The sequence below is a fragment of the Actinobaculum sp. 352 genome (assembly GCF_003957265.1).
In the GTDB taxonomy this organism is placed as follows: domain Bacteria; phylum Actinomycetota; class Actinomycetes; order Actinomycetales; family Actinomycetaceae; genus Asp313.
Genome location: NZ_RQSN01000006.1, coordinates 45,195 through 69,700 on the forward strand (window position 1 = coordinate 45,195; position 24,506 = coordinate 69,700).

Genomic DNA, 24,506 nt, shown 5'->3' on the forward strand with positions numbered 1-24,506 from the left:
CATAATGGAGCCATGGCTGATAGTGCGGAACGTCGTCGTCTCGCGTATGAGGCGGCGTTGCTCTACTACCTGGAGCAGCAAACGATGGAGTCGATCGCGAAGAAGATGGGATTGTCCCGGTCGACCGTGTCTCGTTTGGTGGCGTCAGCGCGTAATGAAGGCCTGGTACGGATCTCTTTACACGCTCCGCAAGAACCAACCGGAACGCTAGCCTCTCAGCTGGGGGATATGTACAACGTCAGGGTGACCATTGTGCCTACGCCCCAGGCGACCACCGAACTGCGGCGCCTGGAGAAAGTGGCATCGGTGGCCGGTGCCATGATCAGCGAGGCCCTGGAAGACGGCATGACCCTGGGTATTGCCTGGGGTACCACGGTGTCGGCCATTTCCGAGCGGCTGGTACCGAAGCCGCTGGAACGCGTGACTATCGTCCAGCTCAACGGCGCCGCCAATCCCGTGACAACCGGTATCCCATACGTGGGGGAACTGCTGGGAAACTTCGGGCGTGCCTTCGGTGCGAAGATTCTCGCCTTCCCGGTGCCGGCGTTCTTCGACTACGCCTCCACGCGGGCCGCCATGTGGCGAGAACGTTCCATCGCCGCTGTCCGAGATGCTGGCAGGGGAGCGGATATCGCCGTTTTCGGTGTCGGTGCATTCTCCGCCCCGGTCGCCTCGCATGTGTATGCCGGTGGTTACATGAGCGGCGAAGAGGTATTGAGGCTGCGTCGCGACGGCGTCGTCGGGGACGTGTGTACGGTCCTTGTTCGAGCCAACGGCAGTTATGCCGATATTGAGATCAATTCGCGCGCCTCCGGGCCCACTCCCGCCGAACTGGCACGGATTCCTCGGCGTATATGCGTTGCTGCCGGTCCGGCGAAGGCTACGGCCTTGGCGGGTGTGCTACGTTCCGGCGCGGTGACGGATCTTATTGTCGACGACGAATGTGCGCGGCGCGTCATTGAGGAAAACGAACGCCGTTGGCATGCGCGGCCCGGTCATGCTGGAATAGCCGAGTGACTATCCGCTTCCGTCCTGCCCGTCCTTCCGATGTGCGAGCAATCGCAGCCATTGTTGCCCCCTACTCCGCCCGACGCATTCTCATTTCCAAGGAACTCATCTCCTACTTCGAGGATGTGCAGGAGTTCATCGTGGCCTGTGAGGATGAACGTGTGATCGGTTGCGGTGCACTGCATGTGCTGTGGGATGACATTGCGGAGATACGCACACTCGCCGTCGCCGAAGAATTCCTCGGTGCCGGGGTGGGGCATCGTTTGCTCGGAAAGCTCGAGGAGAGGGCTCGGACTTTGGGCTTGAAAAGGCTGTTCTGCTTGACCTTTGAAGTGGACTTCTTTGCCCGGCATGGTTTCCATCCCATTGCGGGTACTCCTGTTGGCACCGATGTGTTTCAAGAGATGCTGCGTTCGCACGACGACGGCATTGCAGAGTTCCTCGACCTCGCGAAGATGAAGCCTAATACGCTGGGCAACACCCGCATGCTCAAAGAGCTGTATTGAGCAGGGACTACCTTGCCTTGGTGTTCCGGCAAAAGACCGGTACGCCGCAGGTGGAGAGTCGAAACAGGCGAGTGCAATCTGGTGGTGGGATCGTGGTTAGGGCTGCTCTTCGCCGATACCCGCCGTCGCCCGGCGCAAATGCCGGGACAAGAAGAACTGGGCAACCGGCACTTGCAGGCAGAGAAGCGTCAGCAGCACCGTTTGCAGTGCGGCGCGCGGGATAAAGAGGATGGCGCAGGCCGCAGTGGCAAGAACACTGAGAATGGTCAAAATGCGTAGCACGTCGGCTGCGCTCCGGTATGCGGAGTGCCACGCGGTGGAGCGAATGGCGAGAAACAGTACGGCGCCGCTCGCCAGAAGAAGGCAAGCGCCGGGAGCCACTAACATGAGCGGCAGCTGTTTGGCTGTGGCATCGGTGGCCCAGGAAATGAAGAGCAGTGCCAGCAGGCAGAGCAACAGCATGCCCAGCGCCAAGCCTACGCTGCAGCAAAGAAGAAAACGTAGGCGCCGCAGCGCGTCACGCATTTCGGTGGACACTTCGTTACTTCTCATGACTCCTCCCGCAGGCAAGTCTAGAGGTAAGGCGTCCATCCGGCGCGCCGTGCTGTGAATCCGATGGGTGGACGGAGACCGGCCCGGCCGCCCCGCCAGCACCGCACCTAGGACGAAAGTAGGGTAAATGTCAGCTTCCGGCGTTTTGGACAGGACGAAGGTACCGAGATGCAACGACGGCCGCAGTCAACGGCATGATCAGTAGTGCATTGCCGTAGCCACTCGTGAGTGTGCGTGGATATGATGAAAACACGCGGGCGTGAGTCCCTTAGCTGGTAGAGGCCTGTTTTCTCCCGAGCGCCGACAGCTGATGAGGGCGAGCGGTGGCGCTGTGTCGCGCCGCGATCACCGCAAACAACTTGATACTACGTAGCGTCATCGCGCGGGCTGCGCGGACGGAAAGGGTAGGGAACAAATGGCCACCAAGAATGTGTATGTTGCAAGGCTCCTGACGGACAACGTGCTGGCCGGGTTGTCCACGTTGGATGGTTTTTCTTTCGAGGTGGGAGAGGAGGCGCCGCCAAGCCGGGCGCAACTTCTTGCTGCCGTCGCAGGGAAAGATGCCGCGATCGTCACCCTCACGGAGCGGATCGATGAGGAGTTCTTCGTCGCAGCCGGCCCGCAGCTCAAGGTGGTGGCGAACGTCGCCGTCGGCTACGACAATATCGATGTGGAAGCAGCGCAGCGCCATAACGTGCAGATCACGAACACGCCCGGCGTGCTTGATGGGGCGACGGCGGATCACACGCTGGCGCTGATACTGGCGTTGTGCCGTCGAGTGGTTGAGGCCGACAGATTCCTGCACGAAGGCGAGGAGTGGATCTGGGGGCCGCGCATGTTCGTCGGACTGGATGTATCAGCAGGGGCGACGCTGGGGATTATTGGTTTCGGACGTATCGGACGGGCCGTTGCCGCCCGTGCCCGCGCCTTCGACATGGAGGTCCTGGCGGCAGACACAACGCTGACGGCCGGGGAGGTTATCGACGGCGTGGAGATCGTTTCCCAAGAGGAACTGCTTACGCGCGCAGATATCGTTTCGCTACACGTTCCGCTCCTCCCCGCCACTCGCCACCTGATGAATGCGCAGACCATCGCCGCGATGAAGGAGGGGGCCTACCTCATCAACTGCGCACGGGGCGGTGTAGTTGACGAGCAGGCCCTGCTGGAAGCGATCGACGCGGGGCATATACGCGGCGCCGCCATTGACACCTTCGAGGGTGAACCGGTGGTCAATCCGGAGTTGTTGCGTCGCCCGCAGATTGTTGTTACGCCGCATACGGCGAGTGCCGGCGAGGCCACGCGCGACAGAATGTGCCAGCTGGCACTCGACAATGTACTGGCGGTACTGGGCGGAGGTGAGGCGCTCACGCCGGTGAAATAGAAATCGGAACGCGGCAGCGGAGCATGTGGCGCACTCGCGCAGCTAGTGCGAGTCATCCGCCGCAGTCAGGTCCGCCGTCGTCAGGCCGGGTAGGGTGTAGGCGCCGTCGCTGCGGCATGCCAGACCGTCGGCGACCAGCCCCTCTAAGGCTGTACGCAACCGCGACTCGACTAGGTTCGTCTGTTTTAGCAGTTGGGGAACTGTAACCGGGCCGCGGGAGGCGCGCAGCACGGCCATCACCTTGCCGCGTGCCTCGCGCGTGGTTCCGGCAAATGCCTGGGTACGGCGCGGCTGGGTGCTCTGCGGTTTGCCAATCGCCAGCCACTGGCAGCTATCTGCTAGTGGGCAGAGCTGGCAGCGTGGCGTTTGCGCTGTACAGATCAGAGCGCCGAGCTCCATCAGCGCCGCGTTCCACAACCATGCCGCAGAGTCGAGGAGCGGTACCAACTGCTGTGCGCGTAATGTCTCCTCTTTACGCAGTGTGGGCGGCGGGAGTGCTGTTCCTGTCTGCCAGCGGGCAAGCACACGGCGGATATTCGTATCTAGTACGGTCGAGCGGCGATGATAGGCGAAGGCAATAAGTGCATCTGCCGTGTACGGTCCGATACCCGGTAGCGCCAGAAGTTCTTCGCGCCGGGCCGGAAGTACACCGTGGTGGCGTTCCACGACGACGGCGGCGCACTCGCGCAGTCGCAGCGCCCGGCGCGGATAGCCGAGTCTACCCCAGGCCACCAGCACATCCGCCGGTGAACTCGTGGCGAGGGCCGTTGCGGTGGGCCAGCGCTCCATCCACAGCCGCCAGGCGGGTTCCACCCGTGCGACCGGCGTCTGTTGGCTCATGACTTCGCATATGAGAATGGCCCACGCGTCCGTGCCCGGCTCACGCCAGGGCAGCTTGCGGGCGTTTTGCCGGTACCAGGCGACGACATCGTGGTAAACGGCGGGCTTATCCTTTTGCACGCTCTCCAGTGTGCCCCACTCGGTGGACGGCGCGCGAAATGGTAGCGTGGGCGCCGTGGCACGAGATGCGGAGGAACCAGGCAAAAGCCGGGAGCGGCAGAGCCCCCGGTCAAAGCCGGGAGTGGCACGCAAGGGTCGTGCACAGGACGGGAGACGTTCTCAAGAAGGTCGCCGTGCCGCAGCGGGAAAGAAGGGTGCCGCTGCACGTGACGGCAAAGCCACTCGCGGTACGCGAGATGCGGGCCGTGAGGCGAAGCGGGCGTCGCGAACGGCGGGCGGTTCGCCGTCCACCGCAAAGGCGGGGAATGCCCGGGCCGAAGCGGGGAAGCCACGTCGCGCGGGTGACGCGGGGTCGCGCCGCGCAGGTGGCGCGCATCGCGGGGAGGATTCTGCAACCTCGCGGCGGAGGCACTCGCCGCAGAAGAACCAGGCCGGACGGAAGGCGCAAGCGTCGCGACGTGGCGGGATGGCACAACAAGGTCAAGGCGCGCGCAGGGGTTCGGCCTCAGCACGGCCATGCTCACGCGAGTCCACGCGCACACGTGAGGCCGCCCGGATGCGGGCCAATGAGCGCCGTGCAGCCCAGCAACAGCGTCAGATTCGCAACAGGCTGATTATCCTTGGTGTTTTGTGCATCGTTGGTCTTGTGGGTGTTGCTATGGCAGCGAAGTTCGTAACCGGCAAATTGCACGAGCGTTCCACTATCGTGCGCGTCGATCCGACCACCATGTATACGCCGGTGGCGTGCACTGCCGATATGGTGGATGCGGAGATCACGGCGACGGGCAGCACGGCGGGGTCGCCGGTAACATTCACGATCACGCTCACTAATAAGTCGCAGGACAACCCGTGCTACATCGACATCGGCTGGTCCAGCATGGATGTCGAGATCGAATCAGGTGGGCAGCACCTCTCCAGCACGGCCGCATGCCAAGCGGGTAGCGAGTCGAAACAGCTGCTCCTCAACCGTGATTTCTCTACTTCGACCACGGTGACATGGGATGGTTCCACCTCCGCCAGTGGCTGTTCCAGCGGTCAGGGAACGGCGACGGCTGGCACCTATGTGGCAAACCTGACCTTTGCCGGTGATTCTGCCCCCTCTGCCAGCAAGAGCTTCGTGCTGGAATGACAGGCGTTACGGGATCGGGAGTAACGGGCGTATTACGGGATTGAGAGTATCGGCCGTGTGACGGCGTCGCGAGTGACTCGCCACTCACGGCATCGGAACGAAAGGTCGACTGAGGCCGTGTGATCAATCGCAGTGTTTCTAATGGCGAGCCTCAGCGCGACACTCGGGGCTTTGGGCCTGGGCGTTCATGTGAAGCTCTCGGTGTGCTCTCAGGGCCGATGCGTTCTCAGGGCCTATGTGTACTCACGTCTACTTCTTCTTGGGGACAACATATTCCGGGAATACGTTCCGGCGAGGTTTCCGGGAATACGTTCCGGTGGGGTGTATCAACTGGTCGACTACGGATTCGCTCCGGGTTATTCAGTGCTCTCCGGTCTTTTCACGGTGTTTTGTGAATATGTCGGTGCAAATCCATAGCCGACCAAACAGTTCCATGGTCTTGACTACCAAGGGGAGTCTGAATCGTCGGTGCAAATCCATGGCCGACCAAACACATCCATGACCAGCGGGCGCGAACCACGCGAGTATGTCGGTTTCAAGCCGCATCTGGCGCGGCGTATTTGGAATTAGGAGGTGAGGCGCATCTGGGATTGCCGGACGGGGTGTGTTCAGGATTGCCGGACGGGGCATATCAAGGAGCAAATGGGCGCGGACGGAGCAGGGGGTGGCTGTGAGTTCATTGCCGACGTGACGCAGCCCGGGTACTCGACGGCGTGACTCACCGGGAAGACAGCGCGATGGCGAGAGGATCCTGCAGCGTCAGCGATCTACTTGTCGCGGGTAGTACCACTTGACGGCGACCGCGGCGGGCTAGGGTTTGGCGGGTGTCGTCTTGTTTGTTCGAGCGGTGTCTGCCTAGGCGTCTGGGTGATTGGGTGCGTGGGGCCGCTGGGTGCGTGGGTGCGGGGCGCTTGATGTCCGCTGGGTGCGTGGGTGCGGGGGCGCTTGATGTCCGCTGGGTGCCGCTGGGCACCTGGGACGGCTGATGCATGGGCGTCAGCTGCCGCTTATCCGTCGCCGCCGATCACCCCTCGATTGGCAACACTGCGTGCATGGCGGCTACGATGTCCGCGCATGGCCGCCTTGTTATTCCCTCCGGCACCTTGATACTGTCTGCGGCCGGAGGAGTGAGCACCAGGGTGAATCCAAGCCGGGCGGCCTCTTGCAAACGCTGCTGTAGGCCCGTGATGGGGCGCAATTCCCCGGTAAGAGAGACTTCCCCGACGGCGACGACGCCCGGGGCGAGTGGCAGTTCCAGCACGGCGGAGGCCAGCGAAAGGGCGATGGCGGCATCCGAAGAGGGTTCCCCGGCGCGAGCACCCCCAACCGTTGAGACGAAGATATCCTGCCGATCTAGTTCGAAACCGAGCCGCGACTGGAGAACGGCGGTGACCATGGCAACGCGCGACGAATCCACCCCACTGGTGGTGCGGCGCGGAGAGCCCGACGTCGGCACGACGAGGGCTTGTACTTCGACGGGCATGGGCCGCCGCCCCTCTAAGGTTGTGGTGACGCAGGTGCCGGGAACAGTGAGATTCCGTGAGGAGAGAAACAGGCCGGAAGGATCCGCCAAGCCGACAATACCGTCGTCGACCAGCTCGAAGCAGCCGACCTCATCGGTGGTACCGTAGCGATTCTTAACGGTGCGGATCATACGCAGGCGAGAGTGCCGGTCACCTTCGAATTGGCACACCACATCCACCAAATGCTCTAGTACGCGAGGACCGGCAATTGAACCGTCCTTCGTCACGTGCCCAACAAGCACCACGGGCAGGGAGCGCGCCTTCGCCGCCGAGACGAGGGCCGTGGTGACGGCTCGAACCTGCGCGACACCGCCGGGTGCGCCCTCTACCGCCGGGTCGGCGATCGTCTGGACAGAATCGACGATGAGTAGCGAGGGCTTGGTTTCTTCCACATGCCCAAGGATTCGCGCCAGATCGGATTCTGCGGCCAGATGCAGGTGCGGATGCAGGGCGTGGATGCGTTCGGCGCGCAAGCGAACTTGAGAGGCGGATTCCTCACCGGTGATATAGAGAACCGGCGAACGCCGAGACTTGCTTGCGTGCTGCGCCGCGCGAGCGGCCACATCGAGCAGCAGAGTCGACTTACCGATTCCCGGTTCGCCGCCTAGAAGAACGACGGCGCCCGGAACCAGGCCACCGCCGAGAACGCGGTCGAGTTCATCAACACCCGTGGGCTGCTTATGCGAAGCGGTCGTGGACACCTCGGTAATCGGCTGTGCGGGGGATACCGGGCTGAGCGATGGCGCGGAGTGTGCGGGAGCTGCAAGTTCCTCCAGTGTTCCCCAGGCCTGGCAATGGGGGCAGTGGCCGACCCATTTGTTGGTGGTCCAACCGCACTCGGTGCAGGTGAAAGTGACAGATACGCGTGACGCCATAGCAACAGCATAAGGGTAGGGTCCGACAGTTCTGCGCGGCCGACAGGTTGCCGGAGGTCGGCGGTTCCCGTCCTTGCGGGCAGGTGGGTGCACACCCTGCGGCGCCCCTTGCCCAATGATCCCGGTGAGCCCGGTGAACCCCTTGCCCAGTGAGTCCAGTGAACCCAATGAACCCAATGAACGCAGTGACTCCGTCTAGCGGCGGTTGGCGAAGGCCTCCAGCAGGGAGGAGTCTCCCGAGACGATAATCAAGTCTTCCGGGCCGATATGAGTATCGGCACTGGCATATTCGAAGGGCTGGCCGGGAGACTTCACCCCGATAATCCGCACTCCGAAACGTTCGCGCACCTTGGTCTCATCCAGTGTGAATCCCTGGATGTCGCGCGGCGGGCGCATCTTGATAATGGAGAAGCCGTCCTCCATCTCAATGTAATCAAGCATGCGTCCGGTCACCATATGCGCGACGCGGGCTCCGGCGTCGTACTCAGGATAGACCACGTGATGCGCTCCGATCCGGCGCAGAATACGTCCGTGGGAGCGCGAAACCGCCTTCGCCCAGATCTGCGGCATGCGGATGTCGGAGAGGTTAGCGGTGATTAGCACGGAGGATTCCAGCGACGTTCCCACACCAACCACTGCAATGGAGAACTCGGATGCGCCGACCTGCGCCAATGCATCAGCATTGGTGGCGTCCGCCTCAACAATGTGGAAACGATGCGACCACTGCTGGACGATGTCCGGATCCTTCTCAATGGCCAGGACGTCGCGGCCCAAGCCGTCCAGAGTGGAGGCGATGGCGGTTCCAAATCGTCCTAGACCGATGACGAGGACGGCATTGTCGCGTGACTGACTTCTGGCCATAGCTTCTCTCCTTTGCCAATCAGCCGATAACCGGCCGTTCTTCAGGAAGACGGATGAGCCGCTGGCGCGAGCGCAGGGCGAGGGCAGCGGCAAGAGTCATAGTTCCGGTTCTACCCGCATACATGAGGATAACCAGCATCCATTTGGCGGACGCAGGTAATAGCGGTGTGATCCCGGTAGAAAGGCCGCAGGTGGCGAAGGCGGAGATCACCTCGAAAAGAACCTGCGAGAGCGGTAGATCGGTGACCTGTAGCAAGAAAATCGTTCCCAACAGTACCATCAGGGCGCCGACGAAGGTCACCGCAATACCCAGGCGCAGCACGTCCGTGGGCAGGCGCTTCCCGAACGCTTCCGTATCGCGATCACCGTGCGCTTCGGCGATAATCGCCAATAGAAGAACGCCAACCGTTGTCACCTTGATTCCGCCGGCTGCGCTGGCCGAACCGCCACCGACGAACATAAGCGCGTCGATGAGGAACCAGCTGGTCTCGGTCATGTTGCCAACATCCAGCGTGGCTAGTCCGGAAGAGCGGGCGTCGGCCGAGTGGAGCAGTGCGGCGTTGAGCCGGTCCGGGATGGAAAGTGCACCGAGCGTTTGCGGGTTCGACCACTCGCAGGCGCCCAAGGCTATCGCGCCGAGAACGAAGAGAGAGAAGTAGGTGACCAGAGTGATTCTTGTGGTGAGGTTCCAGCGATGCGGCGCGGTTCGATTACGCCACATATCAAGGATAACGGGAAACCCGATCGCTCCGGTGAAGGTACCGAGGATGATAGGCAAGGTCAACGCCCAGTTGCCCACATACGGAGTGAGACCCTCCGGCATGATGACAAAACCGGCGTTGTTGAAAATCGACGCCGCCATGAACAGGGAGTGACCGAGTGCGTTGAGTAGTGCGTCGCCGCGTTGCAAGAAGAACGGAATGAGGACGAGGAAGAGCACCGCTTGGGCGGAGAGGGCGACGACGACGACGGCTCGTACCAGGGAGCCGACTTCCCCGAGCCGGGACTTGGTTTCAGAGGCCGCGAGCAGGCGCTGGGTGAGGCCGATATGCCGGGAGACAGCCATTCCGAGGATGGACGCAAGGGTCATGATGCCCAGTCCGCCGCCCATCATGGCGATGCAGATGATGCCCTTGCCCAGTGGCGACCAGAAGGATGCAGTGTCCACCGTAACCAAGCCGGTAACGCATACGGCCGACGTCGCGGTGAAAAGCGAGTCGATAAACGGTGCGCGGTGGCCGCTGACGGTGGCGGCGGGCAACTGCAACAAGCCGGTGAACAGGAGGATGATACCGGCAAAGACAGCCAAGGTAAGGCGGGCGGGCGATTCACGTGCCACCCTGTCGATGGCGTCTCGACCGCGTGACCACACGGAAGGACTTGCGATGGCGGATGGTGGAACCCGCCCCACGCGTTTAGTCACGCGCACACCCCCTCAACAGAATCCGGTATGAAGTACAGCGTAGCGCGCATGAGGCGACCCTGGCTGTGTTCGCCCGCAACGGTGCCGCCTGTTGCCTCCTGCGCCGCGGGGTGCTTGGCCATGTTCTGTTCGTCCTCGTCGGGTTCTTCATCGGAAGCGAATGGTCGCCGCCCCCGAAGAGGAGGTGTCGGCGAATATGCGCAATGTGTAGGAGAAAAAGGGGTGCGCATGCCATCGTCCCTGGTAGGAGAGGCACACCTCGGTCGGTGGCGGGGATGCATGTGGATGACTCACCGTGACGTGATCCGCAAAGCGCTTGAGGAACATGTGAATTGAGTGAAAGTGCGGTATCCTGAGCATGTTGTGGTTCGTAGTTTGAACCCTTCGCTAGCTTCCCGCTCTAATTCTCGCAGGACGGACAGGATGACGCAGCTACCACGCTCGGGGCCACAGTTCTACACGGTGGCTGAAGTTGCCGAGTTGACACGGGTGTCGCGCATGACGGTGTATCGAATGGTTCATTCGGGTGAATTGCCGGCAGTGCGTGTCGGAGGTTCTTATCGCGTCCCGAAGTCTGCAGTCGATGAGCTTCTGACCTCCTTTGAGGTGCCAGAGGAACGCCAAGCGGCTGGTGACTGAGTCGGCCGTTTCCAGCGTGGAGTACTGACGCTGTACCATATTCCTGTTCATACGGGGTGTTAGCCCCATCCAACGTCCGGAGGTAGTCCGTGGGTTCTGTTATCAAGAAGCGTCGCAAGCGCATGTCGAAGAAGAAGCACCGCAAGTTGCTTCGTAAGACTCGTCACCAGCGTCGTAACAAGAAGTGACACGAGGGGCTCGGGTATCCGGGCCCTCGGTTTTTGAGGAACATTCGCGAAGTGTGATGTTTTTGGCATAGTCTTATCGTCACTGGAGACAATGTGGAGAGGAACATCACGATATGGGCGGCTCGATTGACGGCTCAGATCTCCGACTGACACGAGAAGAGCATGAAGCGTGGAGCTCGTATCTGCGAGCCACTGCAGTGATATCCGAAATGCTGAATAGGGAGCTTGTGGACGGGACCGGGCTATCGCTCAACGAGTATCAGGTCTTGGAGCGTCTTTCCGAGGCCTCGGATTATTGCATGCGCATGTCACAGCTGGCGGATGTCATGGTTCATTCCCGTTCCCGCCTCAGTCACACCGTGGCACGCCTAGAACGGTTCGGATTCGTTCGGCGCAAAGTGTGTGAAGAGGACCGTCGGGGCGTGGAGTGCACGCTGACCGATGAGGGATACGCCAAGTTCCTCGACTCTTTTCCTGTACATGACCGATCGGTACGAAGAAGCCTCGTGGATGTTCTGGGTCACGAGAGGATGCTCGACTTGGGCGAGATATGCGCCGATCTGATTTCCTCCCAGCCGCGTGTAATCGGATGGTCTTCATGACTGAGTTAACAGTAGTCCATATGGTTCGTCACGCCGAGGTCGATAATCCGGCCGGTGTGCTCTACGGGAGGCGTGAGGGCTACCATCTCACGTCACTGGGCCGCAACATGGCGGGAGAACTGGCGGGTTACTTCGCTGGGCACGATGTGCGTGCCATTATCTCCTCTCCACTGGAACGAGCGTATGAGACTGCCGAACCTACGGCCAAGCAGCTCGGGTTGCCGATCCTGAGCGATGAGCGGCTCATTGAGGCGGGCAATCGTTTCGAGGGCGTCAATGTGAATAGGAATCGTATGATTCTTGCCCATCCGCGCTACTGGAGTTGGTACCGCAACCCCTTTACGCCCTCGTGGGGCGAACCGTATACCGATATAGTTGACCGATTCTCCGGAGCCATTCGGCATGCGCTCACGCTAGCGGAAGGGGGAGAGGCAATCCTCGTTTCGCACCAGTTGCCGATTTGGACGATGCGCAGCTTCGTCGAACGGCGCTCGCTGGCGCACGATCCGCGGCGCCGGGAGTGCGCGCTATGTTCGGTGACGTCGCTGAGCTTTGTGGGACGGCAGCTCATTTCGGTGGGCTATGCAGAGCCAGTGGCGGCACTTCTCTCGCAGGCACGCGATGTGACCCCCGGGGTGTCCGTCGCTGCGACGAATACCGGCGAGAGCCAGCAGGACTGAATAGCGACCGGCGCGCGTGAGACTGAGCGGCTGCAGAAACAATGGGCCGCTACGAAAAAGCTACGACGGCGTACGCACTGTGTGCCAGCGGAGGTGCTATCTGGTGGCTGGAGCGCCGTCGTCGCCGTCCTGTTCCTCTTGTTGACGTTCCCACTCACGGAAACGATTCTCAGCGTCAAGGCGGGCGAGGAATTCCGGATCATCATCGGGCGCTACGGCTTCGCTTGGCTGCGGCTTGCTCGGGCGGGTGAAACCTCCGAAGTAACCATCGCTGTCTGGATGGCGGTAGGGCCAGATAAAGACCAACCAGATAATGTTCCCAATCACCGGTACAAAGATATTGAGGAGCATCCACACCCATTTGGGCAGCCGTCCCGGCATGAGGTCCTTCGGCATGCGGGCGCAATCGATGATCCCGAACACCCAGAGGGCGACAGCGAATATGATCGGCACGATTCTGGCCATGGTTCAAGTCTAATAGAAGCTCATTCGGCTCCGTACATCCCGTCCGTTCGCGATGGGCTAACAGTGAGGACTATCAGGGCGCGTCTCGGGATCGGCTGTGCGGTGCTGAATACGCCTCTGCGCGGGTTGAGCGCGGGCCGCGTGTCGCTGGGGATTGCAGGGCCGCCGTCCGCAGTTGCGCGCTGGTACATGCGTACATGCACTGGCGCCGTGAAAGGTCAACGCAGTTCATGCCAGCAAGAATGCGGCGCATAGGCCGAGTCCGTACGCCAACTCGAGGAAACCGGTGTTTCGCAGAACCGGGATCAGAGCACGGCCCCGTGCGTGACGCATGTGTAAAACGCAGGGTACCGCCAGAGCGCATGCAGGCAGCAGGAACAGAAGGCGCCATCCCAGGTCCGGGAGAAAGCACACCGATGCGAGAAGAGGAACCAGGCTGAGCAATTGGTACGCGAGTCGTGCCCTGGCGTCTCCCAACCGCACCGCGAGAGTTCGTTTGTCGGCCTGAACGTCGGTGGGGATATCCCGGATGTTGTTGCACATCAGTAGGGCACAGGCGATGAGCCCGAGGGTGCAGGCGGCCAACCAGCCCTGCCAGGGAACCTGCAGTGCTTGCGTGTAAATGGTGCCCGCTGTTGCCAGCAAGCCGAAGAAGAGGAAGACGAAGGCTTCCCCCAGGCCGATGTAACCGTAAGGGTGTGTGCCACCCGTGTAGAACCAGGCGGCGCATACCGCTGCCAGCCCGGCCAATAGCAGCCACCAGGTGCCTGCAAGGGCGATCAGAGCCAATCCCGCCAGGCACGCCGCTGCGAAACAGGAGAAGGCAGCGATTTTCACGTTGCGTGGCGCGGTCTTACCACCGCCGGTGAGGCGGGGTGGGCCGGTGCGGATATCGTCGGTGCCACGAATACCATCGGAATAGTCATTGGCGAAGTTTGCACCGACCTGGAAGGCAAGGGCTACGAAGCCGGCAAGTAATGCGCGTACAAGCGAGCCGTGCCCCAGCCAGTAGGCGAGGCCGGTACCGGCGAACACCGGTGCCGCGGCTGCCGGTAATGTACGAAGGCGAGCGCCTTCCAACCAATCGTTGAACGATGCCACAGGCTAAGCCTAGCCGCGGCGTCGGCACATCAGCAGGCCGCGGGCGAGCGCGTCGCCTACTGGCGCGTTGGCGGAAGCTACGGCAGTGGGCTCTGACATTTGTGGAGGTTACGGCAGTCGGTATCTGACAGTCCAGTGGGATTACTCGCAATGTTGTGGTCATATGACGACGGCGCGCGGTGATGCACACGCTGCAAGGGCGGCGGTGGGTCAGTAGTCAATGCCTTTCTCTTCCAGCAACCCGGATAGCGCGCGACGGTCAATTTTGCCCGAGTTCAGGCGGGGGAAATCATCCAGTCCCAGCGTTTCCAGCGAGAAAATGCGCCGCGGAGCATGCTCGCGATTCAGCTTCTGCCGTATGTGCAATTTCGTCTCGTCCTCTACGAGCGCCTTGGTGGTTACGGCGATCACGATTTCTCCCCACTGCGGATCGGGAACTCCGACGACGGCGCATTCCCCGGCGCCCAAGTGTTGCAGCTCGGCTTCAGTGAGCGATGGTGAAATCGTGAACGCCCCGGTGGTAATCGCATTGTCCAGGCGTCCCAGAATCCGTAAGCGGCCATTCTCGTCGAGTTCCCCAGCGTCGTTGGTGACGAAGCGCCCGTGGAAGGGCTCCTCCCCAGCGTAACCGCTTCCCACCACCGATCCGGCGATTGTGATCCGGCCTGCAAGGTCGATCATAATCCGAGTATCACCGATCACTTGGCCGTCGTACACGCACCCTCCGCAGGTTTCGGTCATCCCGTACGTGATGACAACGCGCACGCCGGCGGAACGTGCCTTCCGCAGCGCCTCGGGAGGGCAGGCGGCACCTCCTACGAGGACGGCATGGAAACGCCGCAAAGGAGCGGCCTCGCCCATATTGAGCAGGCGAATGAGCTGGGTGGGGACGAGGGAGAGAAAGGCAGGCTCATCCGCATCGAGGCGGGCGACGGCGGCACGAAGTTCCGCAGGTCGCCCCGAACCGGCGTAAATGGGTTCCTTACCGGCCAGGACGCTGCGGTAGACGGTTTGGAATCCGGCGATGTGGGTGATCGGCAGGCAGGTAACCCAACGGCCAGGACCTCCGATCACTGCGGAGCTTGCGGTAGCAGAGGCACGCAGTTGCGCATCCGTGAGGACGACCAAGCGACCGGTGCCGGTGGTACTACCCGATGTGCGAAGAAGCACCATCGCGTCGCCGGGGAAGGGGAAACCGCCGAGCCGTGCAGGGGCGCTCGCGGCGTCATCCCTGGATGTCGCCGCGTAAATCGGGCCCTTGCCGAAACCGGCGACTTTGGCTTCAACGGCACGGATACAGGAATGCAGGCCCGAGGGGCCTTCGGATTCCGTGAGAACAATCATGGCTATGCGTAGTAGGGGAAATTGGACCAGTCGGGGGAGCGACGTTCAAGGAAGGCATCACGGCCTTCTCGCGCCTCATCTGTCATATAGGCCAGCCGGGTCGCCTCGCCGGCAAACAGCTGCATGCCGGCAATGCCGTCGTCGGCGGCGTTGAAAGCGAATTTGAGCATGCGGACGGCCTGCGGTGACTTGGAAGTGACGGTTGCGGCGTACTCCAGCGCGCGAGTCTCCAGTTGCTCGTGCGGCACTGCTTCGTTGATTGCGCCCCAGCTCTCGGCTTGTGCGGCGTTGTATTCACGGGCGAGCAAAAAGATCTCACGGGCACGCCTATCACCGACTTGCCGTGCCAGTAGCTGCGAGCCGTAGCCGGCATCGAAGGAACCGACGTCGGCATCCACTTGTTTGAAACGCGCATGCTGTGCCGAGGCAAGCGCTAAGTCGCAGACGACTCCGAGGGAATGACCGCCTCCGGTTGCCCACCCGGGAATAGCGGCGATGACGACCTTCGGCATGGAGCGGATCAGCCGTTGCACTTCCAGGATATGTAGCCGCCCGGCGCGTGCAGGGTCGGGTGAGCCGTCCCGGGAGTAGCGGTAGCCGTCCCTCGCCCGCACGCGCTGATCTCCGCCGGAGCAGAATGCCCACCCGCCGTCCTTGGGTGAGGGGCCATTTCCGGTCAGAATAACCGCGCCAACGTCGCCGGTCAGGCGCGCATGATCGAGGGCGCGGTATAACTCGTCGACAGTTTCGGGCCGAAAGGCATTGCGCACTTCCGGCCGGTTGAAGGCAATCCGCACGACGGGCAAGTCGTGGCAGGTTGTAGTACCGGAGTCGGCGTCATGCACCCGCTTGACACCGCGGTGATAGGTGATGTCGCCGGTTGGGAAACCGTCAATTTCACGCCAGCGTTCGGCGTTGAATAGCTCGGAGACCACATGTGGTACGGCGGGTAGGTCGCTCATAACACCCAGTGTAACTATCGGGCCTGATAATCAACTGTTATCAGGCCCGATAGGGGATCATTCCTCCGGAGGTGTTCCGTCATCAGAGGCGGCTTCCGCTGCGTCCGGTGCCGCTGTCGGCCGGTGCGGCTGGACGGTATCGGGCGCCTGATTGCCCGGTTCGGCGTGTTCAGGTGCCGCAGGAGAGGCGGGAGGTGCTGGCGGCGCGGGAGGTGCGAAGCTCTGTGGCGCAGCCGATGCGGGCGCACCGTTTTGGCCCGGCGTGGCCATCGTCGGTGGGGTCGGCGAGGTGGGTGACGCGGCATTCACCACTCCCGTGCCGATGGCTGGTCCTCCGGGGTGAACGCCTTGGTTGGTCGGTGGCATCATGCCGTAAGGCGTACCCGGTTGCGGTCCGCCTGCCTGCGGCGCTGCGGCGGGGTAAGTAGCGGGTGGAGTTGACGAACCGAGCGTGGAGAACGCGCGGGAGGCCAGCTCGAGTAGTAATCCGAAGCCGAAGAACCAGAGTATGCTCAGCCAGGACAGCGAGAGGGTAACTCCATACTGGCCAGCCCCGCTGCCATAGCCAAGATCGGGAATGTTGCCCGACAGGCGCAAGGCATCAACGATGATCAGGACTATTCCGAGCACCGTCGATAAGGTTGGGATCGCGAGCCAACCCCACGGCGTGCGTTGGGTGAAGGGATCCCGGGTGCGTCCCCATACGATGGCCGATGCGATAAGCCCAGCCACGACTACGATAATCGCCGTGTAGTGCATGGAGGGAAGGCTTTCGAAGACGGCGTGCGTCTCCTCGATCGACGAACCGCTACCCGTCGAGAAGGTTCCTGGGAAGTTCGTCCTGCCACTCATGTGGGCCAGTCCTCCGAATGAACCGAGCATGGTGTAAACACCGATGTTGTACAGGAAGGGGACCGCAAAAATCACGGCGGTGACCGGAAGCGGAGTGTCGTTGACCAGCAGGAAGGTATTCAATACGCCGGTGGCAAGAGGCGTGAAGAGCAGGAAGGCGAGGCAGATACGCAGCGCATGCAGCGTGGTTCGGCCTTGCCGCCGAGTCTGGAATGCGAAACGGCTGCCGCTGGTCGGCCGCTCTCCAAAGGAGCGGGCGAGGGCTACCGGCAGTGCTCCGAGTAGGAATCCGAGCAGTAGACCCAGTAGAGACGGCGTAATATTTGCAGTTACACCAAGGTCGCTGGTGTCGCCATATGAGCCAAGCGCCGAGTTCAATAGGTCTTCGCCCAGGTCATATGTCTGGCTAGCCAGCGGTCGCAGAACCAAGGTGGTAAGAGAGAGAACCGCACCCGAGATCGCAGCTGGCCCCCAGATGGTCAGGGCATTGCGCGGTAGTCGGCGGGATTCAAAGCGATGCGCTGCATATATCATCAACCCAATGAAGACAGTGAGGGTAAGCGCCGGGAACCACACGGTGGTCGAGACGCTCACGGACTCGCCCAGATAGGCTGCTTCAACAACCGACTTATAGGCACCGCACAGTGCGAATGCGGTGGAGTACAAGGCCAGGCGCACGTAGTCCGCCTGGTATTCGGAGGTGAGCCAGCTGCGGGAGAAGGAAGAGCCGGGGCCGTAATCTCCCGCTAGCTCCGCAGCAAGTGAATCGAGTATTCCGGGCAAGGTAAGCGCGCTGAGGAATGCTACGAACCAGGCGACGAAAACCGCAGCTAGCGGCGCCAGGGCTGTAGTCAACCAGCCGATCGACCGCATACGCGCCAGGGTGCGCGGCCCGACCGGGTAGCCGGGACCGGGCGGAGGAGCGACCGGACGGCCATATGGTGGTTGTGGCAACGGGGTGGGACTTGTCATTTGAATCCTCGAATCATGATTGATTTGCGGGTATCAGTCTACCGGAACCGCTGCGCGGTATCACAGGGCCGGAGCGGAAGAGGGCGCCGCATGTGGATCGGTGTCAGGATGTCCAGTGGGCACATCGGGCAGGAGAGAGAAATCGGGGACGGCTTGGCCCTGCCGTTCCTGCTCAAGACGCCGCCGACGGCGCTCCCGGCGTGGTGGCTTTGCCGCCCAGCGTTCGAATCGGGCGGAGCGTGTGAATACTCGCGCCAGGCATTCAATCGCCGCACCGAGGGCAACGAACCACAAAACGCTCAGCCAAGACAGTGTCAGCGTGTACGACAAAGCGCCTGAGGTGGCGTAAGGCCCGACGGGTGCGGTGGAGATCAGCTTCACGGCGTCCGTCAGGATCAGGCACACGCCGAGCACGGTGATCACTGCAGGCAGGATCAACCTGTCGCGTCTTGCGTGCAGGAGTGGTTGGCCTGTGCGTGCCCACACCACCGCGAAACCCACGACGAAGGCAAGAACGACGAGGCTCAGACAATAGTTCATGGGTGAGAAGGTGCTGAGAATCAGGTGCGTGGTATCGCCCGCGGGCGGTGTTACCGGACCGGATCGTGCATATCCGCCCAATGAGCCGAGCATGGTGAACACCCCCATGTTGTACACATAAGGCAATGTTGCACCGAAGGCCGCAGATGGTGTGCTCAAGGGCAGTGTCTCGATGAGTACGCTTGCCAACCCCGTTGCCAGCGGTGTGGCGATGAGGAAGGCGAGACCGATTCGCAGGGCCTGCGCGACCTTCGGTGCCCGTAGTGCGGTAAGCAACTTTTTCAGGTTCCTGCCCGGTGTGCTAACGGTTGTATGTGTGGTACCGGTTGCTCGTGTGGCACGGGTTGTACGTGTGGTACCGGTTGCACGTGCGGTATCTGTGGTGCGCGCCAGGAGAACGGGGATGAATCCCACCACGAACGCGAGGAGCAGGCCGGAGAGAGGGAAGGATACATCTGTGTCGAAGCGATAGACGCGCTCATCTATGCTGAACGTTTTGTTCGTCTGCAAGCGAAGGACCTGGGTAAGTACTGCCAGTGTGATGCCGGAGTAGAGGGCGGGTGCCCGAACCGCGGTCGAATGCCGCGGGTCGCGGATTTCGAGGCGATGGGCGGCAAAAATAACCAATGCCACCACAACAGTGAGCGTCAGGGCGGGCAGCCATGTTCCGGTTGCTACTTCATAACTGTGATAGTCAACATTGTCAATGTAGGTGGTGGTGGTAAAGGCAGCGCACAGTGCCAGCGCCGTCGTGCGGAAGGCCAAGGCGAGAGTATCGGCATCGGGATTGCTGTACCACCACAAGCCGAGTCGACTGCCGGTTTCTTGCACTTCGGCGGGTGCATGTGGCAAGGAGGTGGCACACAGCAGTGCCAGACCTCCCGCTGCGGCAACGGCCACAAGGGGTGCCAGGAAGGTCACGAGCCACAGCACATCTGCGCGCTGCCGGACGGACGCCTGTTCGTGGTGGGTGGTGGTTCGCGCCTGACGCCAGGAGAAAAATGCTGCAAGCAACTCGAAAACGACGCCGAAGGCAAAGAACCAGACCAGGTCGGTCCAGGTCAGACCATTGCGGTAGTAGTGCGCACCGCCGGCGGCATACGGTCCGACGGGACGGTCAGAGGAGAGGCTTTGCGCGGTGATCCTAATGAGTACCACCCCGATAAGTGTAAAAAGAACCGGCGCGCACAACCGGTTCCCCAAGCCCGATTCGGTGCGAGGGTCGCGGGTCCGCCCCCACAGTCTGGCGAAATACACCAGGACAGCGATGACGAGGAAAGCGAGTCCGTAGTACAGGGGCGACTGGTCCGCAAAGATTTGCTGTGTTTCGTAAACGGGTCGAAAACTGCGGTATGACCGCACATCTTCCGTCACCGGACCGTGATAGCGCAGCCCTCCGAAAGCGCCGAGCATGGAGAACACACCCGTGGCGTAGAGTGTTGGTATCCGGAAGATCAGTGCTGTGGCAGGTAGCGCAGGGCCGAAGAAAATCTGATTAACAAGATCCAAGAGGGCGGCTCCAAGGCCTGCCACCAATGGTGTCACGATGAAGAACGCGAGGCTCACGCGCGTGGCCTGCGATAGGGCCTGCAAGGTGAGGGAGTGCGTTGAGACAGGGCGCTGTATCCTCTGGAAACGGTCGGCGGCACGCGGACGTTCGGCGAAGGACCAGGCGAGCGCGACGGCGAGAAAGCCCAGGAGGAAGCCGAAGATGATACCCGCCGACGAGGGAGCGATCATTACGGTGACCGGTTTCCCTTCGGAAAGCGTGCTTGAGTGAGCGGTGCTGAAGCGGATGAGCAGACCCGCGAGTGAGGCGAGGACCAGTCCAGATACTACGCGGGGCAGGGCGATATTCGAGGCACCTGTGGGATTGCGTCGGAATTCGCGGCGATGCGCGGCATAAATCACCACTGTCATAACAATGGTGAGTGTCAGCGTTGGCGTCCAGGATGTGCTGGTGTCGTCTCCGGATCTGATTGTCAACCAGCCGCTGAGCGCCATCGCCGTGTAGCGCAGGGCGAGCGTGGAGTAGTGGGCAAGACTCCCGCCTTTCCAGGACGATCCGAAGTCTACAAGTTCGTGGCGGATAGTAGAGGGCAGGGTGGGGAGAACCAACATGCACAGGAAGGCGAGGCACCAGGTGATCGCCACAGCGGCAATCGGCGCCAGTATTGTTGTCAACCATGTGCTGCCTGGCACGGGGGCGGCGTAGCGTGCCCTCGCGACACGTTCGGATGTCTTGCGGGCAGTGGTCTGCCCTTTATCAGTGGTCTGCCCTTGACCAGTGGTCAGTTCTCCTGCACTGGCCCGCTCTTTGGCACTGGCTGGTTCTCCTGCAGCAGCCGCATGCTTATCCATCGGATCGGCCCGCTCCCCCTGGGAGGTCACCGGCACTGCAGAGTAGCTTCGGTGAGTGCCGTCGGGGTGTGAAGGGGCGTGTGTGCTCATCGTGATCCTTGTATTTCGGTGATCGTCCTGTTACATACGATAAGGGAATCATGCGAATGTATGGGTATTCGAGGCGAAAACAACCTTTCGCTGCCCGCTTGGCTTGGATGCGGCAATATCGAAGTCGGCCTCAACGTGGTTGAATACTCTCCATGGAGCGCCGTGCCACTTTGGAAAAAACGCCCGCCGACGTTGCGGGCATGTTCGACGATGTCGCCTCGCGTTACGACCTGACGAACACGTTGGCATCACTCGGTCAGGTGTACGTCTGGCGGGAGGCCGTGGTCTGCGCCTTGGATGCGCGCGCGGGAATGCGGATCGTGGATATTGCGGCCGGAACCGGTACCTCGGCCGCAGCGTATGCCGCGCGGGGAGCCGACGTGGTTGCCTGCGATTTTTCTGCCGGGATGCTGGAGGAGGGGAAGCGACGTCATCCGGAGCTCAGCTTTGTGGAAGCGGACGCCATGGCGCTACCTTTCGAGACGGCATCCTTTGATGCCGCCACCATCTCCTTTGGCTTGCGGAATGTGAAGGACCCGGATGCCGCCCTGCGGGAAATGCTGCGTGTGACGCGCCCCGGCGGGCGAATTGTCATTGCGGAGTTTTCTCGGCCCACCTGGACTCCCTTCCGATTGCTTTACAACTTCTACCTCTCCACGGCGATGCCGACGATATCTGCTTTGTTCTCCTCCGATGCTGCGGCATACGAATATTTGGCGGAGTCCATTCTGGCCTGGCCCGATCAGGAGCAGCTCGCGGCGAGGATCCAGCGCGCCGGTGGCCGATCCGTGCAGTATCGCAATTTGTCTTGCGGTATTGTTGCACTGCACCGTGCAACACGGAACTAAGCGGACAGACGTCGGCGCACGGCACGGTGCCCGGGCGCGGTGCGGCAAGACCGTACATTACCACCGGGCAAGGGTGGTATCGGCGTGCGCGTGTTGTGGCACCGTAAAATCGGGCGTGCATGTGGTGGCATCCATATACCAGCGACGGCGCACGTGGCAGTGGTGGGCACTGCGCGGATGTGATGGGGCGACGGCCGTGGACGATGCCCGCGCACATAGGCCAATTAAGCAAGCAAATCCTTACGAAAAAGCGGTGAACCCGGCTTTAAGTCGGTGTGAGGCGCGGCGTAAACTTCTGGGTGCCTGGGTCGCCGCTCAGGCATGACGCGACATTGGATGGGGGCACATGGAAGAGCGGTGCGATGTCCTCATTGTCGGCGCCGGTCCGGCCGGATCCGCCACGGCGCATTACCTGGCCACGGCGGGCCTCGACGTCGTCGTTCTTGAGAAGGCCACCTTCCCTCGTGACAAGGTCTGCGGTGACGGGTTGACTCCCCGCGCGGTCGGAGAACTGGTGCGAATGGGAGTCGATACACGCGGGTGGGCACGCAACCACGGTTTACGCACCTATGGTGGCGGCCACTGTATCGAGGTTCCGTGGCCCGAGGTTGCCTCGCTCCCCTCCTACGGCCTGGCACGTTCTCGGCGGGATCTTGACCACGCATTGATTCGGCATGCGGTGCACAGTGGCGCACTACTCCATGAGAATATGACCGTCACCGCTCCGCTTGTGCACGAGCGTACCGGGAGAATCACCGGAGTCGTCGCGCGGCACGGCGCAAGCCGCGAACTGCATCATTTTCGCGCTCGCTGGGTGGTGGACGCGGGCGGTGTCTCAGCCCGCCTCGCGACGGCGATGGGCCGCCACAAGGATGTGAAACGCCCCATGGGAGTGGCACATCGGGCGTACTTCCGTTCTCCCCGCAGTGTGGACACCATGATGGAATCCCATCTGGAACTGTGGGAGGGCCGCCCGCACGAGTCTGCACTGATGCCCGGGTACGGCTGGATATTCGCGCTGGGGGATGGTGTGGTCAATGTCGGGCTGGGGTCACTCTCATCGAATGCGAAGCCCACCGGCCTCGACTACCGAAAGATGTTTGAGGTGTGGATGCGCAACGTCCCCGAAGAGTGGGAACTCGCTGCGGATAATCGAATGGCTCCGCTACGCGGTGCGGCATTGCCCATGGCGTTCAACCGCAAGCCCCATTACCGCGATGGCCTCCTTCTTGTCGGCGACGCCGGTGGCATGGTGTCGCCTTTCAACGGGGAAGGCATCGCCTATGCACTACAGTCGGGACGGCTCGCCGCCGATGCGATTGTGCAGGCCCACTCGCGCCCAACCGTCATTGCGCAAGAACGCGCGTTGGAGCAGTACCCCGCCCAGCTCTCCGCCGAGTTGGGAGGCTATTACTCGCTCGGGCGCGTTTTTGCTGCCCTGATCGAGCGTCCGCAGATCATGCATCTATGTGTGACCTACGGTCTACCGCGGCCGACGCTGATGCGCCTGGTAATGAAACTCCTCTCGGATTGTTATGACCGGCAGGGAGGGGACTGGATGGACCGGCTGATCGCAACTTTTGCAAAGGCAGTACCAAAAGCATGAATTGTGTCAAGATGGAGACAACGGCAACTTTAGGTCCAACGTCCCACGATGGTACGCGTAACGACGAGAGAAAGCAGGTGAAGGCACGGTGAACGCATACGTTCCCCTGTTGGTTATGGCCGCTGCGGCAGGTGTGCTTGCAATCGGCGGCCTCGTGCTCAGCGCGATCCTCAGCCCGAGCAGATTCAACCGGATCAAGCTCGAGAACTACGAATGTGGCATTGAACCGACGCCGAACGCCGGTGGTGCAGGGCGCTTCCCGGTCAAGTACTACCTGACGGCGATGACCTTCATCATCTTCGATATCGAGGTGGTCTTCCTTTACCCGTGGGCGGTGTCTTTCGAGGCTCTTGGCGCATTCGGAATGGTCGCCATGCTCCTCTTCGTATTTCTGATCACCGTGCCCTTCATCTACGAGTGGCGCCGTGGCGGTCTTGAGTGGGACTGAGGAGGAAAGAATGGCACACGAAAAAGACGGCTCCCAAGGAGTATTCCTCACCACCGTGGAGTCGGTGGTCAACTGGTCTATCACCAGTTCGCAGTGGCCGGTGACCATGGGCCTGGCATGTTGTGCTATCGAGATGATGGCGTTTGGAACCCCGCGTTTCGACGCCTCCCGTTTCGGTATGGAGGTGTTCCGCGCCTCTCCGCGGCAGTCCGACCTCATGATTGTCTCCGGCCGAGTCAGCCAGAAAATGGCGCCCGTGGTGCGCGATGTTTATGACAAGATGGCGGATCCGAAGTGGGTCATTTCCATGGGGGCGTGCGCCACGTCCGGCGGAGTCTTCAATAACTACGCGGTGGTGCAGGGCTGCGACCACATCGTGCCGGTTGACATTTACCTGCCCGGCTGCCCGCCCCGCCCGGAAATGCTGATCTATGCGGTGCTCGAACTGCGTAAACAGGTCAAAGCCCAGCATCACATTACGAAGAAGGGGCGTCTGGCCGCGGCGCGAGCCGCCGAGGAGGCCGCACTGGCCGCCACCCCGTTGCTTGATATGAAAGGGCTGCTCGCGTGAGTGAGAATGAAGAAGGCGC

The 24,506-nt window shown here is 61.7% G+C and carries 23 protein-coding genes; 12 read left to right on the forward strand and 11 right to left on the reverse strand.

All coding sequences use genetic code 11. From position 1 onward, the window contains the following. Positions 1-12 precede the first annotated feature (12 nt). Positions 13-1,017 carry a sugar-binding domain-containing protein gene (locus EKN07_RS07445; protein WP_126146065.1) on the forward strand — a complete coding sequence of 335 codons (1,005 nt, stop codon included), beginning with the start codon at positions 13-15 and terminating at the stop codon, positions 1,015-1,017. Then, on the forward strand, positions 1,014-1,514 hold the full coding sequence (locus EKN07_RS07450; RefSeq protein ID WP_108716182.1) for an amino-acid N-acetyltransferase: 501 nt from the start codon (positions 1,014-1,016) through the stop codon (positions 1,512-1,514). The genes EKN07_RS07445 and EKN07_RS07450 overlap by 4 nt, the downstream gene beginning before the upstream one ends. 96 nt (positions 1,515-1,610) lie before the next feature. Here EKN07_RS07450 and EKN07_RS07455 read toward each other — a convergent pair whose 3' ends face one another. Continuing rightward, on the reverse strand, positions 1,611-2,066 hold the full coding sequence (locus EKN07_RS07455; RefSeq protein WP_126146066.1) for a hypothetical protein: 456 nt from the start codon (positions 2,064-2,066) through the stop codon (positions 1,611-1,613). Between the two features lie 415 nt (positions 2,067-2,481). Between EKN07_RS07455 and EKN07_RS07460 the strand changes: the two genes are divergently transcribed. Beyond that, complete coding sequence (locus EKN07_RS07460; protein ID WP_126146067.1) at positions 2,482-3,447, forward strand: D-glycerate dehydrogenase; 966 nt, start codon at positions 2,482-2,484, stop codon at positions 3,445-3,447. Between the two features lie 42 nt (positions 3,448-3,489). Here EKN07_RS07460 and EKN07_RS07465 read toward each other — a convergent pair whose 3' ends face one another. Continuing rightward, on the reverse strand, positions 3,490-4,407 hold the full coding sequence (locus EKN07_RS07465; protein ID WP_108716180.1) for an A/G-specific adenine glycosylase: 918 nt from the start codon (positions 4,405-4,407) through the stop codon (positions 3,490-3,492). A 55-nt stretch (positions 4,408-4,462) separates the two neighbouring features. Here EKN07_RS07465 and EKN07_RS07470 point away from each other — a divergent pair, with 55 nt between their 5' ends. Continuing rightward, positions 4,463-5,536, forward strand: coding sequence for a hypothetical protein (locus tag EKN07_RS07470; protein WP_126146068.1), 1,074 nt, complete (start codon positions 4,463-4,465; stop codon positions 5,534-5,536). A 1,024-nt stretch (positions 5,537-6,560) separates the two neighbouring features. Here the strand turns inward: EKN07_RS07470 and radA are convergent. From radA to EKN07_RS07485, 3 genes are all read right to left on the reverse strand, one after another. After that, a complete protein-coding gene (gene radA / locus EKN07_RS07475; RefSeq protein ID WP_126146069.1) occupies positions 6,561-7,934 on the reverse strand; it encodes a DNA repair protein RadA in 1,374 nt (457 codons plus the stop codon). Positions 7,935-8,129: 195 nt separating this feature from the next. Continuing rightward, positions 8,130-8,795, reverse strand: coding sequence for a TrkA family potassium uptake protein (locus EKN07_RS07480; protein WP_108716177.1), 666 nt, complete (start codon positions 8,793-8,795; stop codon positions 8,130-8,132). A 19-nt stretch (positions 8,796-8,814) separates the two neighbouring features. Further along, entirely contained in the window at positions 8,815-10,218 is a 1,404-nt protein-coding gene (locus EKN07_RS07485) for a potassium transporter TrkG (RefSeq protein WP_240611247.1), read from the reverse strand. Between the two features lie 423 nt (positions 10,219-10,641). Here EKN07_RS07485 and EKN07_RS07490 point away from each other — a divergent pair, with 423 nt between their 5' ends. From EKN07_RS07490 to EKN07_RS07505, 4 genes are all read left to right on the forward strand, one after another. After that, positions 10,642-10,857: a helix-turn-helix domain-containing protein gene (locus EKN07_RS07490; protein WP_126146070.1), complete on the forward strand. Its 216-nt coding sequence runs from the start codon at positions 10,642-10,644 to the stop codon at positions 10,855-10,857. An 89-nt stretch (positions 10,858-10,946) separates the two neighbouring features. Next, the gene (locus EKN07_RS07495) at positions 10,947-11,045 is read left to right on the forward strand and encodes an AURKAIP1/COX24 domain-containing protein (protein ID WP_005504750.1); all 99 of its coding nucleotides are present in this window, start codon (positions 10,947-10,949) and stop codon (positions 11,043-11,045) included. 113 nt (positions 11,046-11,158) lie between these two features. After that, a complete protein-coding gene (locus tag EKN07_RS07500) occupies positions 11,159-11,647 on the forward strand; it encodes a MarR family transcriptional regulator (RefSeq protein ID WP_108716175.1) in 489 nt (162 codons plus the stop codon). Continuing rightward, positions 11,644-12,327 (forward strand): histidine phosphatase family protein, encoded by a 684-nt coding sequence (locus tag EKN07_RS07505; RefSeq protein WP_126146071.1) that lies wholly within the window; start codon positions 11,644-11,646, stop codon positions 12,325-12,327. Before EKN07_RS07500 ends, EKN07_RS07505 begins: the two co-directional genes overlap by 4 nt. A 96-nt stretch (positions 12,328-12,423) precedes the next feature. Here the strand turns inward: EKN07_RS07505 and EKN07_RS07510 are convergent, their stop codons facing one another. From EKN07_RS07510 to EKN07_RS07535, 6 genes are all read right to left on the reverse strand, one after another. After that, the gene (locus EKN07_RS07510) at positions 12,424-12,792 is read right to left on the reverse strand and encodes a PLD nuclease N-terminal domain-containing protein (RefSeq protein ID WP_108716174.1); all 369 of its coding nucleotides are present in this window, start codon (positions 12,790-12,792) and stop codon (positions 12,424-12,426) included. Positions 12,793-13,020: 228 nt separating this feature from the next. After that, entirely contained in the window at positions 13,021-13,893 is an 873-nt protein-coding gene (locus EKN07_RS07515) for a 1,4-dihydroxy-2-naphthoate polyprenyltransferase (RefSeq protein ID WP_108716173.1), read from the reverse strand. A 210-nt stretch (positions 13,894-14,103) separates the two neighbouring features. After that, a complete protein-coding gene (locus EKN07_RS07520) occupies positions 14,104-15,237 on the reverse strand; it encodes an AMP-binding protein (protein WP_126146072.1) in 1,134 nt (377 codons plus the stop codon). 2 nt (positions 15,238-15,239) lie between these two features. Continuing rightward, the gene (locus EKN07_RS07525) at positions 15,240-16,199 is read right to left on the reverse strand and encodes a 1,4-dihydroxy-2-naphthoyl-CoA synthase (RefSeq protein ID WP_126146073.1); all 960 of its coding nucleotides are present in this window, start codon (positions 16,197-16,199) and stop codon (positions 15,240-15,242) included. 57 nt (positions 16,200-16,256) lie between these two features. Beyond that, entirely contained in the window at positions 16,257-18,023 is a 1,767-nt protein-coding gene (locus tag EKN07_RS07530; RefSeq protein WP_126146074.1) for a hypothetical protein, read from the reverse strand. A gap of 60 nt (positions 18,024-18,083) precedes the next feature. After that, complete coding sequence (locus EKN07_RS07535; RefSeq protein ID WP_126146075.1) at positions 18,084-21,014, reverse strand: hypothetical protein; 2,931 nt, start codon at positions 21,012-21,014, stop codon at positions 18,084-18,086. Positions 21,015-21,166: 152 nt separating this feature from the next. Here EKN07_RS07535 and EKN07_RS07540 point away from each other — a divergent pair, with 152 nt between their 5' ends. The 4 genes from EKN07_RS07540 to EKN07_RS07555 all read left to right on the forward strand — a co-directional run bounded on the left by EKN07_RS07540 (position 21,167) and on the right by EKN07_RS07555 (position 24,487). Further along, complete coding sequence (locus EKN07_RS07540; protein ID WP_126146076.1) at positions 21,167-21,862, forward strand: demethylmenaquinone methyltransferase; 696 nt, start codon at positions 21,167-21,169, stop codon at positions 21,860-21,862. A 346-nt stretch (positions 21,863-22,208) separates the two neighbouring features. Next, positions 22,209-23,468, forward strand: a complete 1,260-nt coding sequence (locus tag EKN07_RS07545; protein WP_126146077.1) for a geranylgeranyl reductase family protein — start codon at positions 22,209-22,211, stop codon at positions 23,466-23,468. Between the two features lie 88 nt (positions 23,469-23,556). Beyond that, positions 23,557-23,916, forward strand: a complete 360-nt coding sequence (locus EKN07_RS07550) for an NADH-quinone oxidoreductase subunit A (RefSeq protein WP_108716164.1) — start codon at positions 23,557-23,559, stop codon at positions 23,914-23,916. 10 nt (positions 23,917-23,926) lie between these two features. Next, entirely contained in the window at positions 23,927-24,487 is a 561-nt protein-coding gene (locus tag EKN07_RS07555) for an NADH-quinone oxidoreductase subunit B (protein ID WP_108716163.1), read from the forward strand. Positions 24,488-24,506 lie beyond the last annotated feature (19 nt).

Coding starts and splice junctions, on each gene's coding strand:
- EKN07_RS07445 (WP_126146065.1), top strand. CDS start 13: ATGGCTGATAGTGCGGAACGTCGTCGTCTCGCGTATGAGGCGGCGTTG.
- EKN07_RS07455 (WP_126146066.1), bottom strand. CDS start 2,066: ATGAGAAGTAACGAAGTGTCCACCGAAATGCGTGACGCGCTGCGGCGC.
- EKN07_RS07460 (WP_126146067.1), top strand. CDS start 2,482: ATGGCCACCAAGAATGTGTATGTTGCAAGGCTCCTGACGGACAACGTG.
- radA (WP_126146069.1), bottom strand. CDS start 7,934: ATGGCGTCACGCGTATCTGTCACTTTCACCTGCACCGAGTGCGGTTGG.
- EKN07_RS07480 (WP_108716177.1), bottom strand. CDS start 8,795: ATGGCCAGAAGTCAGTCACGCGACAATGCCGTCCTCGTCATCGGTCTA.
- EKN07_RS07490 (WP_126146070.1), top strand. CDS start 10,642: ATGACGCAGCTACCACGCTCGGGGCCACAGTTCTACACGGTGGCTGAA.
- EKN07_RS07500 (WP_108716175.1), top strand. CDS start 11,159: ATGGGCGGCTCGATTGACGGCTCAGATCTCCGACTGACACGAGAAGAG.
- EKN07_RS07505 (WP_126146071.1), top strand. CDS start 11,644: ATGACTGAGTTAACAGTAGTCCATATGGTTCGTCACGCCGAGGTCGAT.
- EKN07_RS07510 (WP_108716174.1), bottom strand. CDS start 12,792: ATGGCCAGAATCGTGCCGATCATATTCGCTGTCGCCCTCTGGGTGTTC.
- EKN07_RS07520 (WP_126146072.1), bottom strand. CDS start 15,237: ATGATTGTTCTCACGGAATCCGAAGGCCCCTCGGGCCTGCATTCCTGT.
- EKN07_RS07525 (WP_126146073.1), bottom strand. CDS start 16,199: ATGAGCGACCTACCCGCCGTACCACATGTGGTCTCCGAGCTATTCAAC.
- EKN07_RS07530 (WP_126146074.1), bottom strand. CDS start 18,023: ATGACAAGTCCCACCCCGTTGCCACAACCACCATATGGCCGTCCGGTC.
- EKN07_RS07535 (WP_126146075.1), bottom strand. CDS start 21,014: ATGAGCACACACGCCCCTTCACACCCCGACGGCACTCACCGAAGCTAC.
- EKN07_RS07540 (WP_126146076.1), top strand. CDS start 21,167: ATGGAGCGCCGTGCCACTTTGGAAAAAACGCCCGCCGACGTTGCGGGC.
- EKN07_RS07545 (WP_126146077.1), top strand. CDS start 22,209: ATGGAAGAGCGGTGCGATGTCCTCATTGTCGGCGCCGGTCCGGCCGGA.
- EKN07_RS07555 (WP_108716163.1), top strand. CDS start 23,927: ATGGCACACGAAAAAGACGGCTCCCAAGGAGTATTCCTCACCACCGTG.